Origin of the sequence: Pseudoflavonifractor phocaeensis (genome assembly GCF_016901955.1) — a bacterium.
In the GTDB taxonomy this organism is placed as follows: domain Bacteria; phylum Bacillota; class Clostridia; order Oscillospirales; family Oscillospiraceae; genus Flavonifractor; species Flavonifractor phocaeensis_A.
Window position 1 is genome coordinate 1 of the sequence record NZ_JACJLC010000047.1, and the last position, 24,741, is coordinate 24,741.

Below are 24,741 nucleotides of genomic sequence, written 5' to 3' on the forward strand. Positions count from 1 at the left end.
TGCTTGGATGCAGCCATGCACATCCCAGATATCCTGTTTGGTGACTATGAAATAGCAACGCTCCCCGACAGTTTCTCCGCAGCCTTCTTTGGCTGGTTAGCTATGGAGTCTTTTCTGTTTATTCTGCTGCCTAGCAACGACCATTCTGAAGACGACCAATGATCTGCTGTTCTACCTTCACCTGCGGGATAGGAAACCTGGGCTTCGCGGCAAAATGGTCAATCCTGTACCAATACAGCATACGATAAAATAGAAAGGAGGACTGGCAGCATGACAAAGCCCTATGCTTCTCTGGAACAGATCGAGCATAACCACAAGATCACCCAGGAAACCGATCACGCATTTCTGTACCTCTTGCAGGGTGGTCTGCTGTTGGCACTCAAGGAGCAAGGGCGTCTGAATGAGATGCAGTATCGCCAAGCCCAGGATTGTCTGGACCAGCAGCACCGGAAATGGGTCAAAAAATGCAGCAGAAAGGGGAGCTGCCATGATTCAGGTGGCCAGCTATTGCCGGGTTTCCACGGATAAGGAGGATCAAGCAAACTCCTTTGAATCCCAGCAACGCTATTTTAAGGAATATATCGAAAAAAATCCAGATTGGGAATTATATGAGATTTATGCGGATGAGGGAATATCTGGAACCAACACCCGCAAGCGCATCCAATTTAACCGTATGATCCAAGACGCCCACCAGGGAAAATTTCAGTTGATCCTGACCAAGGAGGTAAGCCGGTTTTCCCGCAACATTGTAGATACACTCAGTTACACCCGGGAATTGAAACGAATCGGCGTGGCGGTGGAATTCCTGACCGATCACATCAATACCATGGACGGCGACGGAGAACTGCGTCTGTCCATCATGGCGACCCTGGCCCAGGATGAAAGCCGTAAGACCTCAAACCGGGTTGTTTGGGGCCAGACACGCCAGATGGAAAAAGGAGTGGTGTTCGGACGATCTATGCTGGGATATGAAGTCAATGGCGGCAAACTCACCGTTGAGCCTCATGGTGCAGAGATCGTCCGGCTAATCTTTCAAAAGTATGCGGTAGAGCAGGTGAGCACCTCAGAAATTGCCCGGTTTCTCACGCGGGAGGGATTTCGTACATACTTAGGTAGCAGCAAGTGGAAACCCAGCGCCGTTATCAAAATCCTGAAAAATGAGAAGTATGTGGGTGATCTGGTACAGAAGAAGACCTACACTCCTGATTACCTTACCCACGAAAAGCGTACCAACAAGGGGCAGGTTCCGTTCATTTGCCTGAAGGATCACCATGAACCGATCATCACACGGGAAATCTGGAATCTGGCCCAGGCTCGGATGCAGAAGAACAATAAGCATGGGATTAAAGATGACGGGCGCTCCAATCGCTATGTATTCTCAGGGAAAATCAAATGCGCCCAGTGCGGAGCTAGTTTTGTGAGCCGCATGAAAACATTGAAGGGTGGTACAAAAGTCCGCCGTTGGAGCTGCCGTACGGCTGTAAGTGAGGGAAGGGCCGCATGCAGCATTGGGAAGCTGATCCGGGATGATGACGCGATGCACATGCTGAAAATCGCCATGCAGAGCCTGTCACTGGATACCCATGAGATCATCCACAATGTGACCACATTGTCCCTGGACGCTATACGGGAAGGGGAAGGCACAGCAAACACGCCAGAGCGGTTGCAGTTCAAACTAGAGCAGCTCCAAAAGAAGAAGGAGAATGTGATGGATTCTTATTTTTCTGGCGATATCTCCAAGGAGGATATGCTGGCTATGAAAAAGCGGTATGAAATCCAATCAGATGTGCTCCAGAATCGTCTGGCACAGGCAACAGAGCGGAAGCGGCGTGACGATGAAATTCAGCAGATGAGAGATGCCATCCAATCTCAAGTAGCCGCACTGTTGCGTTTTGATACAGAGAGTGAGGTGCTCTGCAAGACGGTGCTGGACCATCTGACAGTATTCCCGGACCGGCATATCGAGCTGTGCCTCAACTGCCTTCCCCAGGTATTCCGATTTACCGGATGAAAGGGCCCTCAACCCGTATGTTGCAAAATAGAATCTTATAAGACAAGCAAAAGAAAAAGTTAGCAAGAACATCTGATCTCGATGTCCTTGCTAACTTTTTAATGTATAAATTTGAGGTCTGGGTTTAAGCACCGCACTTTGCAACAGACACTTCGTATGTTCAAAAGATGAATTGACACATGTTCGTTTAATTGTATAATAAAATTGACACTCCCCCACGGATAGGATCTTATTGAGAAGGTATGGGGTTGCACATTCGCCAAACGGTCACCATTCTGGGATAATACCACCAGGAGGTGACCGCTATGATTATGGTCGCAAGCTACTGCCGGGTGTCAACGGACAAGGAGGACCAGGCCAACTCCTTTGCATCCCAGCAGCGATATTTTAAAGAGTACATTGACCGCCAGCCGGATTGGGAGTTGTACCAGGTGTACGCCGACGAAGGAATCACTGGAACCAGCACCAAGAAGCGAGTCCAGTTTAATCTCATGATCAGCGATGCCAAGATGGGGAAGTTCCAGATCATCCTCACCAAGGAAGTCAGCCGCTTCTCCCGGAACATTCTGGACACCATCGGCTATACTCGGGAGCTGAAGGCACTGGGCGTGGGCGTTCTCTTTATGAACGATGGCATCAACACATTGGAGCCGGATGCGGAGCTGCGTTTGTCTATCATGGGCTCTATTGCCCAGGAGGAGAGCCGGAAAACCTCTACCCGTGTCAAATGGGGCCAGACCCGGCAGATGGAGCGCGGCGTGGTGTTTGGGCGATCCATGCTGGGATACGATGTGAAGAACGGAACACTGACCATCAACCCGGAGGGAGCCGAGTTGGTACGGCTGATCTTTCACAAATATGGGGTAGAGGGGAAAGGGACCAGTATCATTGCCCGAGAGATGCGGGAGGCCGGATTTCTCACTTACACTGGAAACCCACGGTGGAATAACGGCCACATTATCAAAATTCTGAAAAACGAAAAATATGTGGGGGATCTGGTGCAGAAGAAAACCTACACCCCGGACTATCTGACCCATCAAAAGAAATATAACTACGGGGCTGAGGAAAAGGTCTGTCTTACCAACCACCATGAGGCTATCATCGACCGTAATCTCTGGAACACGGTGCAATCCGAACTGGCCCGGCGGAACCGCCATGGGCAGTTAGGCATAGGCCATGGGAACCGCTATGTGTTTTCTGGAAAGATCAAATGCGGACTGTGCGGCAGCAGCTTTGTATCCCGGAAAAAGCACTACCAGAACGGCACATTCACCAAGAAGTGGTGCTGCTTTACCGCCGTTCAGGAGGGGACAAGCCACCTGGACCCTATGGGCAATGCAGTAGGCTGCGACATTGGCCAGCTCGTCCGGGATGACTTTGCTCATGAAGTGCTGAACACCGCCGCAGGAGCTGTTCTGACTTCCCACAGATGGGCCGCAGGGCAGGTCACCGCCTGCACCAAGGCGGAGATCCAGCGCAGCGAAACTACCGGCGAGGACAACGCCGAAAAACTGGAATATGAGATCCAGCAGGTGAAGCAGAAAAAAGAAGGCATCCTGGACGCCTTCTTTTCCAAAGACATTACGAAAGAGGAGATGAGATGGATGAACGAACGCTATGATTGTCAGCTGGCGGAACTTCAGGCTGCTCTGCGTGCCGCCCGGGAACGGGATCAGCTGAGCTATGAGACTGAAACGCTGCAGAGCGATGTAAAAGCACACCTCAAGGCGCTGCTGGGCAGGGAAGTGGACGAGCCCTTTCAGAAAGAAATTCTGGATGCGATGATCGTGTATCCGGGCCGCCGTCTGGAGGTGCGGCTGAACCTGCTGCCCGCCAAATGGCGCTTTGTTCTGGATGCGATTGCCCATATCCGCCGCCAAAGCGGGTGTCATTATGACCCTTCTGTACCAATGTCGGTGAGCAGACCCTTGAGCTCGGGGTAGGGCATGGCGTACCGCTGGGACAGGTAGCGCAGAGAGGCTCCCAGCTCGCCGTCGGGCCCGCCATACTGGCTGATGATGAAGGAGGCCAGCCTGGGGTTGGGGTTGGCGATCTTTACCGGGTATTGCAGCTTTTTCTCATAGACAAACATTACTTTTGCCCCCCTTCCTGATCGTTCCAGGGCCAGGGACCCTCCAGCCAGGCAGACCAGCCGGCGGCGTTGGCTGCGGCGGACTGGGTCACCGGGCCGTGGGCCGCCTCATACTTGGTCCTGGCCTGCTGCTCCAGGGCGGAGTACTGCTGAAAGAGGGCAAAGGCCTCCTTGTCGTCAGAGTGGGTGTCCAGGTAAAGGCCAAGCTCCAGCAGCACGAACTCCAGGGCCTGGAGCTCTGCCAGCTGAGTGCCCAGTACCTTTACTGCCTCCTCCTTTACACGGAAGGGCAGATTCAGACCGGGGAACAGGGTGCCGTTGGACAGGGCGTCCTGCTGGTTGTAGCGTTTGGGACTATTCTGCTGAAAGGGCACGTAAGGCACCGCCAAAGGCGCGCACTGGGGCAGCGCACCGCTGCCGTCCTCACAGACGCCCGGTTTCAAGTCGTTGTTCTCGTGATACAAAGGGTGTCCCTCCTCTTATGGATTGGGATGGAGCGTTTCTTCGCCCCAGCCATCCTATGCGGCGGGACAGAAAAAGGCCCCCGCCGACAGCGGCGGGGGCCGGAGATCAGACCAGCTTTACCTTGGCCACAATGACGGTCACCGGACCGGTGGCCCCCAGGGCCACCCGGGGGGCGTGGAGATCCTGAGGCCAGACGATGTAGAAGGTGCCCGGCCGGATGGTGAGGGTATCCCAGTCGGTGGTAAAGAACTGGATGTCCGGGGTGTACTCGCTGAGTTGAGTCAGGGGAGCGTCAGGCAGGGAATAGCCCATCCCCTCGGTGCCGGACACCACGAACTGGATATCGGCATAGTCCTTGTGGCACTCCAGCTTGCAGTCAGCGGGGGGCTTGGTGTCCACATCAAACCGGGTGGCGTACAGCTCGTCTCCCTTGATCTCCACCTTCTGCCCGGAGGGCAGGGTATCGGGGTCCACCGTTGCCAGCCACTCCAGCGCCAGCTGGAACCGCTCGCCCAGGCCGTAATAAAGGGACGCGTTTTCGATCTTATCAATGATCATGGGTACCACCTCCGTCGTTGATACCATTATCTTACCGCCTGAACAGGGAAAAGGCAACAGAAACTTGGACAATCCCGCCTCTTCATGGTAGAATAGCGGGGACGGCTCCTTCTATCCCGCCGGGGCGGCGCATATGCTCCAGTGGATAGGGGGGAGTGGTATGAAACTGGCGGGGAAGTGGGCCCTGATGTGGGCGCTGGCCCTGGGCAGCCTGTACTTTCTGGCCCATGGGGGAAAACCGGCAGCAGAAACCTTTCTGTATGGCGGACGGCCGGGGGTCACCCTGGTGCTGGACGCCGGCCACGGTGGGGAGGACGGCGGAGCGGTTTCCCTTACCGGCGTACCCGAGAGCTCCATCAACCTGGCCATTACCAGGCGGATGGATCTGCTGCTGGGGCTATACGGCCGGGCGGCGGTGGTGCTGCGGAGCGAGGACATATCCCTCCATGACCCCTCGGCGGACACTCTGCGGGAGAAAAAGACCTCCGACCTGAAAAACCGAGTGGCGGCGGTGGAGGAGACCGATTACGGGGTGCTGCTGAGCATCCACCAGAATATGTTCACCAATTCCAAGTACCACGGGGCCCAGGTCTTTTACGCCCCCACGGCGGGCAGCCAGGAATGGGCGGCCTACACACAGGAGGCGCTGCGCCAGGCGGTGGACCCGGACAACGGTCGCCAGGCCAAGCCCATTCCGGATACCGTCTACCTGATGAACCATGTCACCCGCCCAGCCATCCTGGTGGAATGCGGCTTTTTGTCCAACCCAGAGGAGGAGGCAAAGCTGACCTCAGAGGGCTATCAGCTTCAGCTGGCCGCCGCCCTCACCGGGGCGTGGCTTCAGTATGAGGAGAAGCTGATTTCGTAGAGGCGTCACCCCGACGCCCTCCATAGACCCATACCACAAGAGAAGGGGAGGAGTATTCGCCCGTGAAAGCAAAAACCATGTTTTATTGTACTGAGTGCGGCAACGAGCTGCCCAAGTGGGCGGGCCAGTGCCCCGCCTGCAAGGCGTGGAACACCATTGTGGAGCAGCCCGCCGATACCAAACGCAAAAGCCCGGCGGCATCTTCCGCCCCCGCCCGCCATGGGGCGGCCCGGCCCCGGCGGATGGAGGAGGTGGAGACCACCGAAGAGCTGCGGTTCGCCACCGGCATGAGTGAGCTGGACCGGGTGCTGGGGGGCGGCGCCGTCCAGGGCTCCCTGGTGCTGGTGGGAGGCGCGCCGGGTATCGGCAAGTCCACCCTGATGCTCCAGATCTGCCACAATCTGTGCCGGTTTGCCAAGGTGCTCTACGTCTCCGGCGAGGAGTCCGAGCGGCAGATCAAGCTGCGGGCCGAGCGGCTGGGAGTGCGGAGCGGGGAACTCTACCTGCTGGCCGAGACCAGCCTGGAGGACGTGGTAGAGGCGGTGGAGGAATTGAAGCCCGATGTGCTCATCGTGGACTCCATCCAGACCATGTACAACAGCGAGCTCACCGCCGCCCCGGGCAGCGTGGGCCAGGTGAAGGACTGCACCCTGGCTCTGATGAACCTGGCCAAGGGCCGGGGGATTACCGTGTTCGTCATCGGTCATGTGAACAAGGAGGGCTCCATCGCCGGGCCCAAGGTGCTGGAGCACATGGTGGACTGTGTGCTCTACTTCGAGGGGGAGCAGCAAAACTCCTACCGTATCCTCCGGGCAGCCAAGAACCGGTTCGGGGCCACCAACGAGATCGGGGTATTCGAGATGGGAGACGGGGGACTGACGGAGGTACCAAACCCCTCGGAGCTGCTGCTGTCCGGCCGGCCCCAGGACGCCCCCGGTACCTGCGTCACCTGTGTCATGGAGGGGGTGCGGCCGGTGCTGGCGGAGGTCCAGGCCCTGCTGGCCCCCACCAGCTTCAACGTGCCCCGGCGTACCTCCAACGGCTTTGACTTCAACCGGGTGAACCTGCTGCTGGCGGTGCTGGAGAAGCGGGGCGGGCTGATGGTCAGCTCCTGCGACGCCTATATCAACGTCATCGGCGGTCTGTTTCTGGACGAGCCTGCCGCCGACCTGGCCATGGTGGTGGCCCTGGCCTCCTCCTTCCGGGACCGGCCGGTGCCTGGCGATCTGGCCGCCATCGGAGAGGTGGGCCTCACCGGGGAGCTGCGGTCGGTGAACGCCCTGGGCCAGCGGCTCAGCGAGGTCCACCGGCTGGGCTTTACCAAGTGCCTGGTGCCCCAGCGGACCGGCGCCAAGCTGGAGGTGCCGGACGGCCTCCGGCTCATCCGGGTGCGCAACATCCGGGAGGCCCTGGCGTTCCTCTGAGATAAGGGCGGAGATATGATACTGGCCGTAAGTCAATATCATATCTCCCCGCTATTTTTTTATCTCCTCTTGCAAAATGTCGGGAAATAGGATATACTACCGATATCCTAGAAAGTTGGAGGTATTCTCCCTATGGCTCAGATCACGAAAGATACCATCATCGGCGATATCCTGGACATCGCGCCCCAGACCGCTCCCATCTTCCTGTCCATCGGCATGCACTGCCTGGGCTGCCCCTCTTCCCGGGGTGAGACCGTGGAGGAGGCCTGCATGGTCCACGGCGTGGATGTGAACGAGCTGCTGGCCAAGCTGAACGCCAACATGGCGGATGCCCAGTAATCAGGCAACGGAAAAGGAGCGGTTCAACCGCTCCTTTTTTGCTTTACAAGAGTGATCGTTGATCGGAGGTGACCGGGATGCGTCCCATCCAGCTGACCCCCCGGCTTCGTTCGGTGGCGGAGCAGGTACCGACGGGGGCAAAATTCGCCGATATTGGTACTGACCACGCATATCTGCCGGCATGGCTCCTCCAACGGGGGATCATCACAAAGGCCCTGGCCTGCGACCTGCGGAAGGGGCCTCTGGACCGGGCCAGGGCTACGGCGGAAAAATATAACCTGACCCAACAGATGGACTTCCGCCTGTGCGACGGTCTGGCGGGGGTGGCTCCCGGGGAGGCGGACACCATCGCCATCGCCGGTATGGGCGGGGAGACCATCGCGGACATTCTGGCCGCCGCCCCCTGGGTGTGGCGGGCGGACTGCCTGTTGCTGCTCCAGCCCATGAGCGCCCAGCCCGAGCTGCGGCGGTGGCTCCAGGCCCACGGCTACACCATTGCCCGTGAGCTGCTGAGCCGGGAAGGGGACACCCTATACACCACTTTCGTGGTGCAGCCCGGCCCCATGGGGGAGCTGACTCCGGCGGAGGCCTGGGCGGGGCGGCAGCGCAAGGGGGAGGAGGCTCCCCTGCGGGAGGAGTACTTGAACCGGCTGGTGGCCCAGACCGCCCGGGCGGCGGAGGGCCTGGCCCGGTCCACCCGGCCGGAGGACGGCCCCCGGCGGGCGGAGATGGAGCAGGTCCACACCGGCCTGCTGGAACTGAGAGAGGAGTGGTTATCGTGGCAACGGTAAGAGAGATCTATCGCTACCTGGACGGGTTGGCCCCGTTTTCCCTGCAAATGGACTTTGACAACGCCGGATTCCTGGTGGGCCGGGGAGACCGGCAGGTGGATAAGGTGCTGGTGAGTCTGGATATCACCCAGGAGGTGGCTGCCGAGGCCGCCGGGCTGGGGTGCCAGCTCATCGTGTCTCACCACCCGGTGCTCTTTTTCCCCGCCAAGTCCATTACCGACGCCGATCCAACCGGGCGCACCCTGCTGGCCCTGGCCGAGGGGGGGATCGCCGCCATCTGCGCCCACACCAATCTGGACGCGGTGAGCGGCGGGGTGAACGACGCCCTGGCCCAGAAGCTGGGCCTCACCCAGATCGAGCAGCTGAAGCAGGACGGGGTGGACGCCTCCGGCCGGCCCTACGGGATCGGTCGGGTGGGCAATACCGCCGGGGTGCCCATGTACGCCCCCGCCTTTGCCGCCTTCGTCAAGGAGGCCCTGGGGGCCAACGGGGTCCGGTTCGTGGATGCCCGCCGCCCGGTGCGCCGGGTGGCGGTGGGGGGCGGCGCCTGTGCCGACATGCTCAAGGACGCCCTGGCCATGGGGTGCGACACCTTCGTCACCGCCGACGTGAAGTACAACGGCTTCCTGGACGCCAAGGCTTTGGGAGTCAACCTCATCGACGCCGGACACTATCCCACCGAGCAGGTGGTGGTGCCCGTGCTGGCCAAGTGGCTGGCCGATGGCTTCCCCAAGGTGGAGGTGCTTACCACCCAGGCGCACAAAGAGGTGTTTTCCTATCTGTGAGCACTTGCCAAGCTCCGGAAAAAGTGATAAACTGATTGCGCTGATTTTCGACGAGAAGGGAACGATACCATGTCAGGACATTCCAAGTGGCATAATATTCAGAAAACCAAGGGCGCGGCTGACGCCAAACGCTCTCAGATCTTTACCAAGATCGCCCGCGAGATGATCGTGGCCGTCAAGACCGGCGGCAGCGGCGACCCCAATAACAACTCCCGCCTGGCCACCGTCATTGCCAAGGCCAAGGCCGCCAACATGCCCAACGACAACATCAAGCGTACCATCGACAAGGCCCTGGGCTCCGGCAACACCGACAGCTACGAGAACGTGGTGTACGAGGGCTACGGCCCCTCCGGCGTGGCCGTCATCGTGGACGCCCTCACCGACAACCGCAACCGCACCGCCCCCGAGGTGCGCCACCTGCTGGACAAGTACGGCAAGGGCCTGGGGGCCACCGGCTGCGTGTCCTGGTCCTTCGACCGCAAGGGCGTCATCGTCATCGAGAAGGAGGACCTGGACGAGGACACCGTCATGATGGACGCCCTGGACTGCGGCGCCGACGACATGCAGGTGGAGGACGAGGTCTTCGAGGTGTACACCGACCCAGATTCCTTCGGCACCGTCCTGGCCGCTATGGAGGAGAAGGGCTACACCTTCGTCCAGGCCGCCGTGGAGATGGTGCCCCAGAACTACGTCAAGCTGGAAAATGAGGACGACATCAAGAACATGGAGAAGCTCATTGACCTGCTGGAGGACAACGACGACGTGCAGAACGTGTGGCACAACTGGGATCAGGACTGAATTTACGCATAAAGAGGAGCCTGCCGGATAACGGCAGGCCCCTTTCCTGTCAGGGCACATATTCCAGATGCCGGTACAGCCACTTGCCCGCCTTGCTGCCCAGTACCAGTGCGACGGGCAGGAACACCACCAGAAAGGGGATCAGCACCACCAGCACGTTCATAAAGACGAAGAAGAACAGATCGGAGACCCGGGAAAGGGCGTCCACCAGCCAGGCGTACAGCCGCCAGGCCAGGATCACCGCCAGGATCATGCACAGGGTCTCCCAGATGGAGGCCCAGTTCAGCCGGGAGAGGGGCCCCCGCTGGTCGGCGGCGGGCAGCTCCCGGGCGGACACCTCCCGCTCCAGCAGGGCGGCGTAGTCCTCCAGGCCAGAGGCCTGGGCGGTGTCGGTAAAGCGGAGCTTGTCATAGGCGTCCAGCGCCTCCTGGAGCCGCCGCCGCAGGGCAAAGGCGGCGTTGGGGGCGTTTCCCCGGAAATCCGCCCCCATGGAGCGGATCTCCTCCAGCGTAAAGCCCGCCTTCCGCAGGGTGGCGATGGCCCGCAGCCGGTCCACGTCGGCAGGGGAGAAGTCCAGCCAGGTCCGCCCGCCCCGGCGCTGGGCCTGGGGGGCCACCAGCTTTTCCTGGACATAAAACCGCACCGCCCGTTCGGTGAGTCCCGTCTGGGCGCATACCTCTTTGATCTTCATGGCCATCCCTCCTTGGTAAGTCCAGTGTACCATCTGACGTAAGGGAAGAGTCAAGGGTTTCCCATAAAAAACACGGCCCGGAGCTGCACGCTCCGGGCCGCCAGCGTGTCGAAAAATTTCCCCTACAGGGAGCCTCGCAGAGTTTTGCCGCCCGCAGGCGGCAAAATAAAATCAAAATCCGTCATTTCCAAGGACATGCGCCTTGGAAATGAGACTTCTCATGACGGACAGACCGACAATTTCACAAGAAATCGAGGTCTGGCTGTCATGCAACCTTTTGTCGGAAAAGGCCAAGGGACTTTTCCGACAGTCACACGGCCCGGAGCTGCACGCTCCGGGCCGCCGTATCTGCAAGTAAGCCTGTAAGCCGGGTTCTGTCCTTTAAGACAGCCATCTATCTCGACGCACCGTTGCCGGTACGCTCAAGCCGCCTCCCCGGGACGGCCGGGCCGGCCTCATGTCCCTCCACGGCGTTGCTCCGGATAGAGTTTACAGCGATGGACGCTTGGCACGCCATCGGGTGAGCTCTTACCTCGCCTTTCCACCCTTACCTCGTCGGCGCAAGCTCCAGATCCCTCGCTTCGCCGCAAGCGGCAAAGCTCGCTCCTTCCGCTGCGCCTCCTCTCCCCACGAAAGCAAACGCTTTCGCGGGGGCCCCATATGGGCCGAGGCGGTATATCTCTGTTGCACTTTTCCTAGGGTCGCCCCCGGCGGGTGTTACCCGTTATCCTTGCCCTGTGGAGCCCGGACTTTCCTCACAGCCGGGCGTTTCCCCCCGGCCGCGCGGCTGTCCAGCTTGCTTGCCCGACTATTTTACCCTATCCCCGCCGGATTGTCAAATCAAACCCCAACTCTGTTTGCTTTTTTCCGCCAAGTGGGATATAATAAATTGGTTAAACAAAGAAAAGGAGGAACTGTCCATGAAGCGTTCCGCCATACAGGAATACCTGTCCAGACTGAAGGGCAAGCGGGTGGCCGTCATCGGCATCGGCGTGTCCAATACCCCCCTGATTAAAATGCTGCTCCGGGCGGGGATCAAGGTCACCGCCTGCGATAAAAAGCCCATGAGCGCCTTTGCCGGCCTGGCGGAGGAGCTGGAGAGCCTGGGAGCCACTCTGAAGCTGGGAGAGGACTACCTGGAGGATCTGGATTTTGAGGTCATTTTCCGTACCCCCGGGATGCGGCCCGATTTGCCTCAGCTGGTGGCCGCCCTTCAGAAGGGGGCCATCCTGACCTCTGAGATGGAGGTGTTCTTCCAGGTCTGCCCCTGCAAGACCATCGCCGTCACCGGCAGCGACGGAAAGACCACCACCACCACCATCATTGCCGAGCTGCTGAAGGCCGCCGGCCAGACCGCCTATGTGGGGGGCAACATCGGCAAGCCCCTGCTGCCTGACGTGGACGGCATGGAGCCGGACGACGTGGCGGTGCTGGAGCTGTCCTCCTTCCAGCTGATGACCATGCAGCAAAGCCCTGATATCGCCGTGGTCACCAACCTGGCCCCCAACCACCTGGACGTACACACGTCCATGGAGGAGTACATCGGGGCCAAGGAGAACATCTTCCTCCACCAGGACGAGGGTGGCCTGCTGGTGGTCAACGCCGATAACGAGATCACCCGGAGCTTTGCCGACGAGGCCCCCGGCCGGGTGGCCATGTTCAGCCGGACAACGGAGCCGGAGCGGGGAGCCTTCCTCCGGGACGGGGTGACCTGGGTGCGCAACCAGATGCACGAACGCCCGGTGCTGCCGGTGGCCGACATCCTGCTGCCCGGCGAGCACAACGTGGAGAATTACATGGCGGCCATCACCGCCCTGGACGGTCTGGTGCCCGACCAGGTGATCCGCACCTTTGCCCAGAAGTTCGCCGGGGTGGAGCACCGCATCGAGCTGGTGCGTACCCTGCGGGGCGTGAAGTATTACAACGACTCCATCGCCTCCAGTCCCTCCCGCACCATCGCCGGTCTGCGCTCCTTCCAGCAGAAGGTGATCCTCATCGCCGGCGGCTATGACAAGCACATCCCCTTTGACGTTCTGGGCCCTGAGATCACAGCGCATGTAAAGGAATTGTTCCTGACAGGTCATACCGCCCAGAAGATCAAAGAGGCGGTGGAGGCCACTCCCGATTATCTCCCGGCGGCTCTGCCCATCCATGTCATCGACGACTTTGAGCAGGCGGTGTTGGCCGCCCACCAGGCCGCCCAGCCCGGAGACGTGGTCATCCTGTCCCCGGCCTGTGCCTCCTTTGACAAGTTCAAGAACTTTATGGAGCGGGGCGCCGCCTTCAAGAAGATCATCTACGGACTGGCCTGACCAGGACACAAGGGTTTGGCGGGCCGTCGGGGACGCCGGCCCCTACGAACTGCGGTAGGGGGCGGCCTCCGGACGCCCCGCCCCACGAAGGAGGAACTGACATTTTGGATATGAGACAGACGCTGGAGGGGCTGTGCGGCTGCACGGCCCCCTCCGGTTTTGAATCCCCGGCCGCCCAGGCGGCCAGGGACTTCTTAGCGCCTTTTGTGGACGAGACCTGGGTGGACCGGATGGGCAACCTGCTGGGCGTCCGCCGGTGCGGCAGGGAAGGGGCCAAAAAGGTGCTGCTGGACGCCCATCTGGACGAGATCGGCCTGATGGTCACCGGGGCGGAGGAGGGCTTTCTCCGGTTCCGCACCATCGGCGGGGTGGACCCCCGGATGCTTCCCGGCCGGGAGCTCACCATCCTGACCGAGCCCCCTATGGTGGGGATCGTGGCAGCCCCAGGCCCTCACCAGGCGGATACTGACAAGTCTATCCCCATTACAGAGCTGGTGGTGGACGCCGGCCTGACCCAGGCCCAGGCGGAGGAGCTCATCGGTACCCCCATGGTGTACCGGGGGTCCTGCTTCCCTCTGGGAGAGGGGCAGATGTGCGGCAAGGCCATGGACGACCGCTCCTGCTTTGCCACTCTGCTGCGGTGCATGGAGCTGCTGAAGGACCGGGCGCTGGACGTGGACGTATATGTGATGGGCTCCACCCGGGAGGAGGTCTCCGGAGCGGGGGCCACCGTGGGCACCTGGGCCGTCCGGCCCGACTGCTGCGTGGCGGTGGACGTGACCCATGGCCGCACCCCAGACGGCCCGGCGGACAAGACCTTTGTCCTGGGGGGCGGCCCCGCCGTGGGGGTGGGGCCCAACATGACCCGGTGGATGACCAAACGCCTGCTGGACAAGGCAGTGGAAAGGAAGATCCCTTGTCAGCAGGAGATCATGTCCGGCCACACCGGCACCAACGGCTGGGAGATGCAGATCAGCCGGGAAGGGGTGGCCACTGCCGTGCTCTCGGTGCCTTTGAAGTATATGCACAGCCCCATTGAGACCCTGTCCCTGGACGATCTGGAGCACACCGCCGCCCTGCTGGCCGCCTTTGTGACCGATCTGGGAAAGGAGGGGCCGCTGTGAAGGAACTGCTGAGACAATTATGCGCCCTGCCCGGGGTATCCAGCTGGGAGGACCGGGTACGGGACTTCATCCTGGACCAGGCCGGGCCGCTGGCCCACCAGCTCAGGGTGGACGCCATGGGCAACGTCATCGCCTTTAAAAAAGGCGAAAAGCCCACCGGCAGCAAGCTGCTGCTCACCGCCCACATGGACGAGCCGGGGCTGATGGTGCGCGCCATTACCGACGAGGGTTATCTGAAATTTGACGCCGTGGGCCAGATCGACCGCCGGGTGCTGCTGGGCAAGCGAGTGCTGGTGGGGCCCAACTGCCTGCCCGCCGTGGTGGGGCTGAAGGCCTACCACCTGGTGGGCCGGGACGAGGAGAAGAACGTCCCCAAGCTGGAGGACTTTTATCTGGACATTGGGGCCAAAAACAAGGAAGAGGCCCAAAAGCTGGTCCATCTGGGGGACGTGGCCGCCTTTGACTGCCCCCCCGAGGCCCTGGGGAACCTGCTGAAGGGCAGGGCCCTGGGCGGGCGCATGGGCTGCGCCGTGCTGCTGACGCTGCTGGCGGAGGAGCTGCCCATGGACTGTACCTTCGTCTTTACCGCCCAGCGGGAGGTAGGGGCCCGGGGGGCCTTCGGGGCCGCCTTTTCGGTGCGCCCGGAGGTGGCCCTGGTGCTGGAGGGGGCTTCCGCCGCCGACCTGCCCGGGGTCCCCGCCCACCGGCGGGGCTGCGCCCTGGGCAAGGGTGTGGTATTGCCCTTCATGGACCAGGGAGTGCTGGCGGACCGGGGCCTCTTTGAGACCCTGCGCTCCTTGGCGGAGGCCCACGCCATCCCCTGGCAGCTCCGTGAGGACATCTCCGGCAAGGGGGACGCCATGGCGGTCCAGCGGGCGGCCACCGGCGTGCGGACAGCGGCCCTGGCCCTGCCGGTGCGCTACCCGAATACCCCTGTGTCCCTGGCCCGCCTGGAGGACGCTCAGGCCATGCTGGCCCTGACCCGGGCTTTTATCACCCATTTGTCCAAGGAGGACTGACCATATGGAACTGTTTGACATCGTAAAAGCCCTCAACGCCTGCCACGGCCCCTCGGGGGACGAGGGAGAAGTGGCCGCCGCCATCCGGGCCATGGCCGAGCCCTGGGTGGACGAGATCACCACCGACCCCCTGGGCAGCCTGATCTGCCACAAAAAGGGCAGTGGCAAAAAGGTGATGTTCGCCGCCCACATGGACTCCATCGGCATGATCGTCACCCACATCGATGAAAAGGGCTTCCTCCGCTTCGGCCAGGTGGGAGGGCTGTCCCCCCACGACCTGCCCGGCACCCCCGTCCGCTTCAAGAACGGCACCCGGGGCGTGGTGGCCGTCCAGGGGAAGGTGGAGCCCAAGGACTGGAAACTGGAACACCTTTACATTGACGTAGGCGCAAGGGATGAGACCCAGGCCAGAGCCATGGTGCAGGTGGGAGACATCGCCGTGTACGACACCCCCGCCTTTGTGTCGGGCAGCACCCTGTTCTCCCCCTATCTGGACGACCGGATCGCCTGCGCCATCCTGCTCAAGGCCATGGAGCAGGTGGGGGAGAGTCCCAACGACCTCTATTTCGTCTTTACCGTCCAGGAGGAGGTGGGGCTCCGGGGGGCCCGCACCGCCGCCTATGGCATCGACCCGGACTACGGCATTGCCGTGGACGTCACCGACTCCGACGACATCCCCGACGCCCCCCATGAGTGCTCCAGCGCGGCGGGGAAGGGGGCGGCCATCAAGGTGATGGACAGCTCTGTGATCTGCCATCCCAAGGTGGTGAAACGCCTGGAGGCGCTTGCACAGGCAAGGGAAATCCCTTACCAGCGTGACATCCTCCGGTTCGGCGGCACCGACGCCGGAGCCATCCACCAGAGCCGGGCGGGGGTGTACACCGGGGGCATCTCGGTGGCCACCCGGTATGTCCACACCCCCATGGAAGCGGCCGATCTGGACGACGCCCAGGCCTGCGCCGCCCTGGTGGCCGCCTTCGCCCGGGACAGCCTGGACTGACCGGTACCAGGAGCGGCCCGCCTAACCCGCAAACACAGATAGAACAGGATGAAGCAAGTAATATGACTTTACAGATAAGTGATAAAGTGAAAGCCCTGGCCGCCCAGGCCCAGGCCGATCTGGCGGAGCAGTACGCCCGCATCGACGCCATCGCCGAGGAGAACACCCAGAAGGTGCTCTCCGCCTTCCAGAAGTTCCGGGTGGCCGAGGCCCACTTTGCCGGTACCACCGGTTACGGCTACGACGACCTGGGCCGGGACACCCTGGACCAGATCTACGCCGAGATCTTCGGCACCGAGGACGCCCTGGTGCGGGTGCAGTTCGTCAACGGCACCCACGCCATCACCTGCGCCCTCTTCGGGGCCCTGAAACCCGGCGATGTGTTGGTGTCCGCCGTGGGGGCTCCCTATGACACCATGCTTGGGGTCATCGGGGTGGTAGACAAGGGCCCCGGTTCCCTGAAAAGCTACGGCATCGAATACAGGCAAGTGGAACTACTTGACAATGCTCCAGACCCCGCCGCCCTGGCGGAGGCGGTCAAAGACCCCCGGGTGAAGGCGGTGCTCATCCAGCGCTCCAAGGGCTACGCCACCCGGGCCTCCCTGTCGGTGGAGGAGATCGGGGCATTGGCCCGCGTGGTGAAGGACAACAACCCCAACGCCGCCGTGCTGGTGGACAACTGCTACGGAGAGTTCGTGGAGACCATGGAGCCCACCCAGGTGGGAGCCGACCTGGTGGTGGGCTCCCTCATCAAGAATCCCGGCGGCGGTCTGGCCCCCACCGGCGGCTACATCGCCGGACGCCGTGATCTGGTGGAGGGGGCCGCCATGCGGCTCACCACCCCGGGCATCGGCAAGGAGTGCGGCTCCACCTTCGGGGCCAACCGCAGCCTGTACCAGGGACTGTTCCTGGCTCCCCACACCACCGCTCAGGCGGTAAAGACTGCGGTCTTCGCCGCCCGGATGATGGAGCTGTTGGGCTACCAGGTGGACCCGGCCTCTGACGCGATGCGCCACGATATCATCCAGATGATCCACTTCGGCGCCCCCGATCCCCTGAAGAAGTTCTGCAAGGGCATCCAGTTCGGGGCTCCGGTGGACTCCTTCGTCACCCCGGAGCCCTGGGACATGCCGGGCTATGACAGCCAGGTCATCATGGCTGCCGGAGCCTTCATCCAGGGGGCCTCCATCGAGCTGTCCTGCGACGCCCCCATGCGGGAGCCCTATACCGCCTATCTCCAGGGAGGGCTTACCTACGAGAGCGGCAAGGCTGGCGTCATGCTGGCGGTGAACGAGCTGCTGAAGGTATAAGACGGGCCAGCCCCGGCATAACCTGTGCCGGGGGTGATTTGGTTGAAGGGGCTCCGGATAGGTCGTTTTTTTCCCCGGAGGACAAGGCAGGGGAGGGGTCCGCTGCTGGCCGCAGCCGCCCTGGGAGTGGCTCTGGCCCTGGCCGTGATCTGCCTGATCGACGGAGCCCTGCGGCCCGCGGTCACCGCCCTGGCCAGCCTCAGGGTGCAGAACCAGGTCACCGCCATCCTCAACGAGGCGGTGGCCCAGTCCATGGCCCGCCAGGGGGTGGATTACGCCGACCTGGTCACCCTGGAGCGGGACGATGCCGGGCGGGTAACCCTTTTGACGGTGGACTCTGTGAAGCTAAATACCTTGCGTACCGACATTCTGTCTCAGGTGCTGGAGCAGGTGGAAGGGCTGGACGCCAAGACCCTGGGGGTGCCTCTAGGCAGCCTCACCGGCCTGGCGGTGGCCGCCGGCTGGGGACCGTCGGTGCCGGTGCGTGTGGTGACGGCGGCGGTGCCCCAGGCGGAGTTTTCCAACCGGTTCACCGCCCAGGGCATCAACCAGACCCTCCACCAGCTCCTGCTGGACGTGAGCGTGGAGCTCACCCTGCTGGTCCCCGGAGGGCAGGAGACCGCCCAGGTGTCCGCACAGGTGTGCCTGGCGGAGACCCTGCTGGTGGGAGAGGTGCCCCAGACCTACCTGGGGCAGTGATAGGGGCGGTCCGGTATCCCACGGGGGATCGTTCCGGGTTCGTAAGAAAAGCGTAAGACATGGCCCTCTTTCCCTGTGGTATGATAGGGAAAAGGAGGCGGTTTTACGATGAATACCCTGCTCTGGTATGCGGAGATCACCTGGGATTATGTCAAGCAGATGCTGCCCTGTATGGTCCTTGGGGCGGGGGCCTTTCTGGCCCTGCTGCCCCGGCGGCGGGGCCGGTTGGCCCGCCGGGGGCTGGGCAGCTCCCCGGTCCGGGAGGCGGGCCTGCTGGTCTTTGTGCTGTTCTGCGCCGGGCTGGCCGCCCTGACGGTGTTTCCCTCCAACTTCTGGACGGTATACCACTGGCAGGCAGCCCTCCGGGGGGAGACCGCCTTTTTCCCCATCACGCCCCTGTGGGAGTCGGTTCAGTATATCGGCTGGCGGCCCTATTTCTACCAGCCCTTCCTCCATCCGGGGAGCTGGACCTTTTATATGGCCCTGGCCAACGCCCTGATCTTTGTGCCCGTGGGCTTTTTTCCCAACCTGCTGTGGCGGCCCCGTTGGTGGAAGGGGCTGGCGGTGGGCTTCTGTACGTCTCTGGCCGTGGAGTTTTTGCAGCTCTTTGTCAACCGTTCCACCGACGTGGACGATCTGATCCTCAATACCCTGGGGGCGTTCCTGGGTGGGCTTGTGGCCCTGCTGCTTGGCAAGATTGCCCCCAAACTGACCCGAAGATTTCAAGTGGAGGTCCGTCATGGACGAGAAACAGGAGATCCTGGACCTGCGCCGGGAACTGGAGCAGGCCAACTATGAGTATTATGTGCTGGACAACCCCAGCATGTCCGACTACGATTTCGACCACAAGCTCCGCCGGCTGGAGGAGCTGGAGGCAAAATATCCGGAGCTGATCACTTCTGACTCTCCCACCCAGCGGGTGGGGGGCAAGGTGGCCGACGGCTTTGCCGAGGTACGCCACCGGGTGCCTCTGGAGAGCCTTCAGGACGTGTTCTCGGTGGAGGAGCTGGGCGACTTTGACCAGCGGGTGCGGGAAGCCCTGCCCGCCGGGGTGGAGTACGACGTGGAGCCCAAGGTGGACGGGCTGTCGGTGGCTCTGGAGTACGAGAACGGCCTTTTTGTCCGGGGAGCTACCCGGGGCGACGGCCAGGTGGGGGAGGATGTGACGGAAAATCTGAAAACCATCCCCTCCATCCCCCTGCGTCTGCCGGAGGCCCTGCCCTCTCTCATCGTCCGGGGAGAGGTGTTTATGCCCAAGAAAAGCTTTGAACAGCTCAACGCCCGGCGGGAACTGAACGGGGAGCCCTTGTTTGCCAATCCCCGGAACGCGGCGGCGGGTTCTCTGCGACAGCTGGATCCCAAGATCGCCGCCTCCCGGAAGCTGGATATCCGGGTATTCAACATCCAGTGGGCGGAGGGCAGGACCTTCACCACCCACACTGAAACCCTGGAATACTTGCGGGAGCAGCGCTTTAAAGTGATTCCCCATTACACCTGTCATTCCATTCAGGAGGCGGCGGAGCGGGTGGCCGCCCTGGGAGACGGCCGGGAGGACTTCCCCTTTGACATCGACGGGGCGGTCATTAAGGTCAATGACCTGGCCCAGCGGGAGACCCTGGGCTCCACCGCCAAATTCCCCCGGTGGGCCGCCGCCTACAAGTATCCCCCCGAGCAGAAGGAGAGCGTGGTGGAGGATATCGTGGTGCAGGTGGGCCGCACCGGCGTGCTTACGCCCAAGGCGATTGTAAAGGCTGTACGCCTTGCAGGCACAACCGTCACCAACGCCACCCTCCACAACCAGGACTTCATCACCGAGAAGGACATCCGCATCGGAGATACCGTGCTGGTGCAGAAGGCGGGGGAGATCATCCCGGAGATCGTGTCGGTCCTCAAGGATAAGCGGCCCGAGGGCACGGCCCCCTACCATCTGCCCGACCACTGTCCGGTGTGCGGGGCTCCGGTGGTCCGGGATGAGGACGGGGCCCATATTCGGTGCACGGGGGCCGAGTGCCCCGCCCAACGGCTGCGGCATTTGGTCCACTTTGCCAGCCGGGACGCCATGGATATCGAGGGGCTGGGCCCCGCCGTGGTGGAGGCCCTGGTGGGGGCGGGGCTGGTGTCCGGCCCCGGCGACCTGTACAGCCTCACCGCCGCCCAGGTGGAGCCCCTGGAGCGCATGGGCAAAAAGAGCGCAGAAAACCTCATGGCCGCCATTGAGAAGTCCAAATCCGCCGGGCTGGGGCGGCTGCTCTTCGCCTTCGGTATCCGGCAGGTGGGCCAGAAGGCGGGAAAGGTATTGGCCGCCCGATTCGGGACCCTGGACGCGTTGATGGCTGCCACCCAGGAGGAGCTTATCGCTGTCCCCGACATCGGCGGGATCACGGCCCAGAGCCTGCTGGACTGGTTTGCCAGTGACCAGAGCCGCCACCTCATCGACGCCCTGCGGGAGGCCGGAGTGTCCTTTGACAGCACCGAGGCTCCGGTGGGGGACGCTCTGGCGGGTAAGACCTTCGTGCTCACCGGCACCCTGCCCACTATGGACCGGAAGGAGGCCGCCGCCCTCATCGAGGCCCAGGGGGGCAAGGTGTCCGGCTCGGTGTCCAAAAAGACCAGCTATGTGGTGGCCGGGGAGGCCGCCGGGTCCAAGCTGAAGAAGGCCAACGACCTGGGTATCCCCGTCCTCACCGAGGCGGAGCTGATGGCCCTGCTGGAGGGCTGATCATGATCCTGGTGGTGTGTGTGGACGACAAGGGGGGCATGGCCTTCGGCGGCCGCAGGCAGAGCATGGACCGGGCGCTCCGGGCCGACCTGCTGACGGCGGCGGGGGATCGGCCCCTGCGAATGAACCCCTATACCGCCCGGCAGTTTGACCCTCTGCCCCCCAACGCCGTGGTGGGGGAGGACTTTCTCCAGGCGGCGGGGGAGGAGGACCTTTGCTTCGCGGAATTTCCCCCCTTGGCCCCTTATCTCAAGGATACGAAAGGAATCATCCTTTACAGGTGGAACCGGGTCTATCCCGCCGACGCCAGGCTGGATTTCGACCCGGTTTCCGCCGGGTTTGTGCTGCGGAGTACGGTGGAATTTCCCGGCCACTCCCACAAATTGCTGACGAAAGAGGTCTATACCAGATGAAACGCCTATCCCGTGGGCTGTCTGTGCTGCTGTTGCTGTGCGCCCTGCTGCTCAGCGGCTGCGGCCAGATGGCCGGGGGCGGACAGACCGCCGCCCCCTCCTACGACCTGTCCAGCCTGCCGGAGTATGCCGGCGAGCCTTATGTGACGGTAAATGACAACCAGCCTTACTTTACAGAGGAGGACTATACCACCACCTCTTTTGAGACCTACAGCGACCTGGACAGCCTGGGCCGCTGCGGGGTGGCCTACGCCTGCGTGGGGGTGGACCTGATGCCCACCGGGGACCGGGAGAGCATCAGCCAGATCAAGCCCACCGGCTGGCAGAGTGTCCAGTACGACAGCGTAGACGGCAAGTACCTGTACAACCGCTGTCACCTCATCGGCTTCCAGCTCACCGGGGAGAACGCCAACGAGAAAAATCTCATCACCGGCACCCGGGCCCTCAACGTGGACGGGATGCTCCCCTTTGAGAACCTGGTGGCCGACTACGTAAAAGAGACGGAAAACCACGTGCTCTACCGGGTGACCCCCATCTTTGAGGGGGAGGAGCTGGTGGCCCGGGGGGTGCTGATGGAGGGCTACAGTGTGGAGGACAGCGGGGAAGGGGTCACCTTCTGCGTCTACGCCTACAACAATCAGCCCGGTATCACCATCGACTACGCCACCGGCCTCAGCGCCCTGGCGGGAGAGGAGCTGCCCCAGACCACCGGCGGGGAGACCAGCTATGTCCTCAACACCAGCTCCAAAAAGTTTCACCTGCCCGACTGCTCCGGCGTGGAGAGCATGAGCGATGCCAACCGGCAGGATTACACCGGCGACCGGCAGACCCTGATCGACCAGGGCTATTCCCCCTGCGGCATCTGCAAGCCCTGAACCCTTTCTCAAACCCTGGACATGCGGGCAGGGAATTGTAGGGGCGGCCTGTGGCCGCCCGCTGCCCCGTTTCCCAGACCAGTGCAGCCGGGCGACCGCAGGTCGCCCCTACAGGCAAACCAGCACCGTATCTCCACTCTCATCCTGCTCTTCCCGTCCAAACACAGACTCCAACGCAAGCGAGGTACCCCATGAGAGATATTGTCACGTCCTTTGGCGCCTGGGTCCAGACCCGGTGCGACAAGGACCCGGAGAGCGCCCGGCGGTGGCTTGCCACCGGCTACCGGGCCAAAAAACTGCAACTTCAGCTGGCCCCCGGCAGGGGGGTGAACCGGGCGGCCCAGATGGCGGCGGTGCAGACCATGGACTCCATGATCGCCCCCCTGGTCCACCCGGAGAAGGCGGCTATGGCCAGCCTGTTCCTCCCCTGCGAGCCCCTGCTGGCCCTGGGACTGCACCCATACTCCTGCGAGGGGTTTGGGTGCTTTCTCTCGGGCACCCAGGCCGAGCAGTCCTTCCTCCAGTACGCTGAGAGCGAGGGCCTGCCCGAGACCTTCTGCTCCTATCACAAGGCGTTTATCGGGGCGGCGGAGAAGGGCCTGATGCCCAGGCCCCGGTTCATCCTCAATACCACCCTGGCCTGCGACGCCAATATGCTCACCTTCCGCCGGCTGGCGGAGCACTTTGACGTGCCCCAGTTCGTGGTGGACGTGCCTTACGCCGCCGACCAGGGGGCGGTGGACTACGTAGCCGGGCAGCTGCGGCAGATGGTGGCCTTTCTGGAGCAGCACACCGGCAAAAAGCTGGATCAGGACCTGCTGGAGGAGACGGTGGCCCGGAGCGTCCGCAGCCTGGCCAACTATGACCGGTACCTGACCCGCAAGGCGGACAAGCTGCTGCTGGGGGAGGCCACCGGGGAGATGTTCTCCGCCTTCGCCCTCCACAACCTGCTGGGCTCCCGGGAGACCGAGGCCTACACCCTCCGCTGTCTGGAGGAGGTAGAGAAAGCCCCTCCCGCCCGGGGGGTGCGGCTGCTGTGGCTGCACACCATCCCCTTCTGGATGGAGCCCCTGCACTCCGCCCTGGACTTCAACCCCCAGGCCCAGATCGTGGGCTGCGATATGTGCTACGAGGGCATCCTGCCCCAGTTCTCCAAGGACCCCTATGAGGCCATGGCCCAGCGGGTGGTGTACTCGCCCTTCAACGGGCCGGTGTCCCGGCGGATTGAACGGGCCATCCAGGTGGCCCGGCAGGTAAAGGCCGACGGGGCCATCTGGTTCTGCCACTGGGGGTGCAAGCACACCCTGGGCGGGGCCCAGCTGGGCAAGGAGACCATGGAGCGGGCCGGCATCCCCACCCTGGTGCTGGACGGGGACGGCTGCGACCGCAGCCACGGCGGGGAGGGCCAGCTGGCCACCCGGCTGGAGGCCTTTGTGGAGATGCTGAAGGCGGAACAGGGGGAGAGGGCATGAGCACTACGCACTATATCTGTAAATATACCCCAGTGGAGCTTCTGTCCGCCTTTGGCGGACAGTGCGCCGTGCTGGACGGCATGGCGGACAGCTTCGACCGCAGCGATCAGGTGAGCCACCCCAACCTGTGCGGCTTTGGCAAGGCGGTGCTGGAGGCCTGCCTGTCGGGGGAGGTGCGGGAGCTGGTGCTGGTCAACTGCTGCGACACCATCCGCTCGGCCTACGATGTGCTGCTGGAGCACGGGAAGCTGGACTTCCTCTTCCTGATGGACATGCTCCACTGCGGGGGAGACTGCGCCCGAGAGCGCACCAAAGCCGAGCTGCTGCGGCTGGCCAAGGCCTACGGGGCGTATAAGGGCACAAGCTTTGATGAAAAAGCCTTCCGGGGAGCCTTTGCCCCCAACCCCCGGCCTACGGAGCCCTACCTCAGCGTGCTGGGGGGAAGGGTGGGGGAGCCCCTGTTCCGGATGATGGAAGAGGCAATGCCCCTGCCGGTGCGCAACGACACCTGCGTCCACAACCGGGATGTGGCCATGCCTCCGGCGGGAGGGGACTTCGATTCCCTCATGGACTGGTACGCCGGGGCCCTGCTGGAGCAGCTGCCCTGTATGCGTATGGCGGACAACTCCGGCCGGCGGCGGCTCACCCAGGACCCCCACCTGAAGGGGGTCATCTACCACACCGTGAAATTCTGCGACTACTACGGCTTTGAATACGCCCAGCTCCGGGGGGAGCTCACCGTCCCCATGCTGAAGCTGGAGTCAGACTACACCGTCCAGAGCAGCGGACAGCTGCGCACCCGGCTGGAGGCCTTTGCCGAGACTCTTGCTCCGGAGATCATGGGCGTGAGAGAGGGAGGAAGGGTCATGAGCAACGGCCATTACTATGTGGGGATCGACAGCGGCTCCACCAGCACCGACGTGGCCATTCTGGACAGAGACAAAAACCTGGTGGCGGGGGTGATCCTGCCCACCGG

General features: G+C 62.4%; 24 protein-coding genes, 1 other RNA gene and 1 pseudogene. 21 read left to right on the forward strand and 5 right to left on the reverse strand.

Going from position 1 to position 24,741, the window contains the following annotated elements:
- The first annotated feature begins 270 nt into the window (after positions 1-270).
- The 3 genes from H6B51_RS10990 (at position 271) to H6B51_RS11000 (ending at position 3,954) form a co-directional block, all read left to right on the forward strand.
- Positions 271-528, forward strand: a complete 258-nt coding sequence (locus H6B51_RS10990; RefSeq protein ID WP_204883736.1) for a hypothetical protein — start codon at positions 271-273, stop codon at positions 526-528.
- A complete protein-coding gene (locus H6B51_RS10995; RefSeq protein WP_204883737.1) occupies positions 488-2,011 on the forward strand; it encodes a recombinase family protein in 1,524 nt (507 codons plus the stop codon). Before H6B51_RS10990 ends, H6B51_RS10995 begins: the two co-directional genes overlap by 41 nt.
- Positions 2,012-2,322: 311 nt before the next feature.
- Positions 2,323-3,954: a recombinase family protein gene (locus H6B51_RS11000; protein WP_418055069.1), complete on the forward strand. Its 1,632-nt coding sequence runs from the start codon at positions 2,323-2,325 to the stop codon at positions 3,952-3,954.
- On the opposite strand, the pseudogene H6B51_RS11005 reads toward H6B51_RS11000, so the two are convergent.
- The 3 genes and pseudogenes from H6B51_RS11005 to H6B51_RS11015 all read right to left on the reverse strand — a co-directional run.
- Positions 3,912-4,103, reverse strand: a pseudogene (locus tag H6B51_RS11005) (manganese catalase family protein); the annotation flags it as partial. The gene H6B51_RS11000 and the pseudogene H6B51_RS11005 sit on opposite strands and share 43 nt — an antisense overlap.
- On the reverse strand, positions 4,103-4,567 hold the full coding sequence (locus H6B51_RS11010) for a spore coat protein CotJB (protein WP_243421260.1): 465 nt from the start codon (positions 4,565-4,567) through the stop codon (positions 4,103-4,105). The gene H6B51_RS11010 and the pseudogene H6B51_RS11005, both read right to left, overlap by 1 nt.
- Before the next feature lie 106 nt (positions 4,568-4,673).
- Entirely contained in the window at positions 4,674-5,153 is a 480-nt protein-coding gene (locus H6B51_RS11015) for a NanQ anomerase/TabA/YiaL family protein (protein ID WP_243421261.1), read from the reverse strand.
- 133 nt (positions 5,154-5,286) lie between these two features.
- Here H6B51_RS11015 and H6B51_RS11020 point away from each other — a divergent pair, with 133 nt between their 5' ends.
- From H6B51_RS11020 to H6B51_RS11045, 6 genes are all read left to right on the forward strand, one after another.
- The gene (locus H6B51_RS11020) at positions 5,287-5,994 is read left to right on the forward strand and encodes an N-acetylmuramoyl-L-alanine amidase (RefSeq protein ID WP_204883739.1); all 708 of its coding nucleotides are present in this window, start codon (positions 5,287-5,289) and stop codon (positions 5,992-5,994) included.
- 62 nt (positions 5,995-6,056) lie between these two features.
- Positions 6,057-7,418 carry a DNA repair protein RadA gene (gene radA, locus H6B51_RS11025; RefSeq protein WP_204883740.1) on the forward strand — a complete coding sequence of 454 codons (1,362 nt, stop codon included), beginning with the start codon at positions 6,057-6,059 and terminating at the stop codon, positions 7,416-7,418.
- A 132-nt stretch (positions 7,419-7,550) separates the two neighbouring features.
- Positions 7,551-7,757: a DUF1858 domain-containing protein gene (locus H6B51_RS11030; protein ID WP_204883741.1), complete on the forward strand. Its 207-nt coding sequence runs from the start codon at positions 7,551-7,553 to the stop codon at positions 7,755-7,757.
- Positions 7,758-7,834: 77 nt separating this feature from the next.
- Entirely contained in the window at positions 7,835-8,548 is a 714-nt protein-coding gene (locus H6B51_RS18140; RefSeq protein WP_204883742.1) for a tRNA (adenine(22)-N(1))-methyltransferase, read from the forward strand.
- Entirely contained in the window at positions 8,536-9,333 is a 798-nt protein-coding gene (locus H6B51_RS11040) for a Nif3-like dinuclear metal center hexameric protein (RefSeq protein WP_204883743.1), read from the forward strand. The genes H6B51_RS18140 and H6B51_RS11040 overlap by 13 nt, the downstream gene beginning before the upstream one ends.
- 69 nt (positions 9,334-9,402) lie before the next feature.
- Positions 9,403-10,131 (forward strand): YebC/PmpR family DNA-binding transcriptional regulator, encoded by a 729-nt coding sequence (locus H6B51_RS11045; protein ID WP_204883744.1) that lies wholly within the window; start codon positions 9,403-9,405, stop codon positions 10,129-10,131.
- A 49-nt stretch (positions 10,132-10,180) separates the two neighbouring features.
- Here the strand turns inward: H6B51_RS11045 and H6B51_RS11050 are convergent, their stop codons facing one another.
- Positions 10,181-10,822, reverse strand: coding sequence for a MerR family transcriptional regulator (locus H6B51_RS11050; protein WP_204883745.1), 642 nt, complete (start codon positions 10,820-10,822; stop codon positions 10,181-10,183).
- A 347-nt stretch (positions 10,823-11,169) separates the two neighbouring features.
- Positions 11,170-11,625: RNase P RNA component class A (rnpB, locus tag H6B51_RS11055), an RNA gene on the reverse strand.
- 117 nt (positions 11,626-11,742) lie between these two features.
- On the opposite strand from rnpB, the gene murD reads away from it, so the two are divergent.
- The 12 genes from murD to H6B51_RS11115 all read left to right on the forward strand — a co-directional run.
- Positions 11,743-13,134, forward strand: coding sequence for a UDP-N-acetylmuramoyl-L-alanine--D-glutamate ligase (murD, locus tag H6B51_RS11060; protein WP_204883746.1), 1,392 nt, complete (start codon positions 11,743-11,745; stop codon positions 13,132-13,134).
- 110 nt (positions 13,135-13,244) lie between these two features.
- Positions 13,245-14,258, forward strand: coding sequence for a zinc-binding metallopeptidase family protein (locus H6B51_RS11065; RefSeq protein ID WP_204883758.1), 1,014 nt, complete (start codon positions 13,245-13,247; stop codon positions 14,256-14,258).
- Complete coding sequence (locus H6B51_RS11070) at positions 14,255-15,277, forward strand: M42 family metallopeptidase (protein ID WP_204883747.1); 1,023 nt, start codon at positions 14,255-14,257, stop codon at positions 15,275-15,277. The genes H6B51_RS11065 and H6B51_RS11070 overlap by 4 nt, the downstream gene beginning before the upstream one ends.
- Before the next feature lie 4 nt (positions 15,278-15,281).
- On the forward strand, positions 15,282-16,277 hold the full coding sequence (locus H6B51_RS11075; protein WP_204883748.1) for a M42 family metallopeptidase: 996 nt from the start codon (positions 15,282-15,284) through the stop codon (positions 16,275-16,277).
- 62 nt (positions 16,278-16,339) lie between these two features.
- Complete coding sequence (locus H6B51_RS11080) at positions 16,340-17,587, forward strand: methionine gamma-lyase family protein (protein WP_204883749.1); 1,248 nt, start codon at positions 16,340-16,342, stop codon at positions 17,585-17,587.
- Between the two features lie 42 nt (positions 17,588-17,629).
- Complete coding sequence (yunB, locus tag H6B51_RS11085; RefSeq protein ID WP_243421262.1) at positions 17,630-18,286, forward strand: sporulation protein YunB; 657 nt, start codon at positions 17,630-17,632, stop codon at positions 18,284-18,286.
- A gap of 108 nt (positions 18,287-18,394) precedes the next feature.
- Positions 18,395-19,084: a VanZ family protein gene (locus H6B51_RS11090; protein ID WP_204883750.1), complete on the forward strand. Its 690-nt coding sequence runs from the start codon at positions 18,395-18,397 to the stop codon at positions 19,082-19,084.
- Positions 19,026-21,005: an NAD-dependent DNA ligase LigA gene (gene ligA, locus H6B51_RS11095; RefSeq protein ID WP_204883751.1), complete on the forward strand. Its 1,980-nt coding sequence runs from the start codon at positions 19,026-19,028 to the stop codon at positions 21,003-21,005. Before H6B51_RS11090 ends, ligA begins: the two co-directional genes overlap by 59 nt.
- Before the next feature lie 2 nt (positions 21,006-21,007).
- Complete coding sequence (locus H6B51_RS11100; protein WP_204883752.1) at positions 21,008-21,418, forward strand: hypothetical protein; 411 nt, start codon at positions 21,008-21,010, stop codon at positions 21,416-21,418.
- On the forward strand, positions 21,415-22,293 hold the full coding sequence (locus tag H6B51_RS11105; protein WP_204883753.1) for a DNA/RNA non-specific endonuclease: 879 nt from the start codon (positions 21,415-21,417) through the stop codon (positions 22,291-22,293). Before H6B51_RS11100 ends, H6B51_RS11105 begins: the two co-directional genes overlap by 4 nt.
- Before the next feature lie 191 nt (positions 22,294-22,484).
- Positions 22,485-23,765 (forward strand): 2-hydroxyacyl-CoA dehydratase subunit D, encoded by a 1,281-nt coding sequence (locus H6B51_RS11110; protein ID WP_204883754.1) that lies wholly within the window; start codon positions 22,485-22,487, stop codon positions 23,763-23,765.
- The coding region (locus tag H6B51_RS11115; protein WP_204883755.1) for a 2-hydroxyacyl-CoA dehydratase family protein at positions 23,762-24,741 on the forward strand (980 nt) is incomplete at its 3' end. The genes H6B51_RS11110 and H6B51_RS11115, both read left to right, overlap by 4 nt.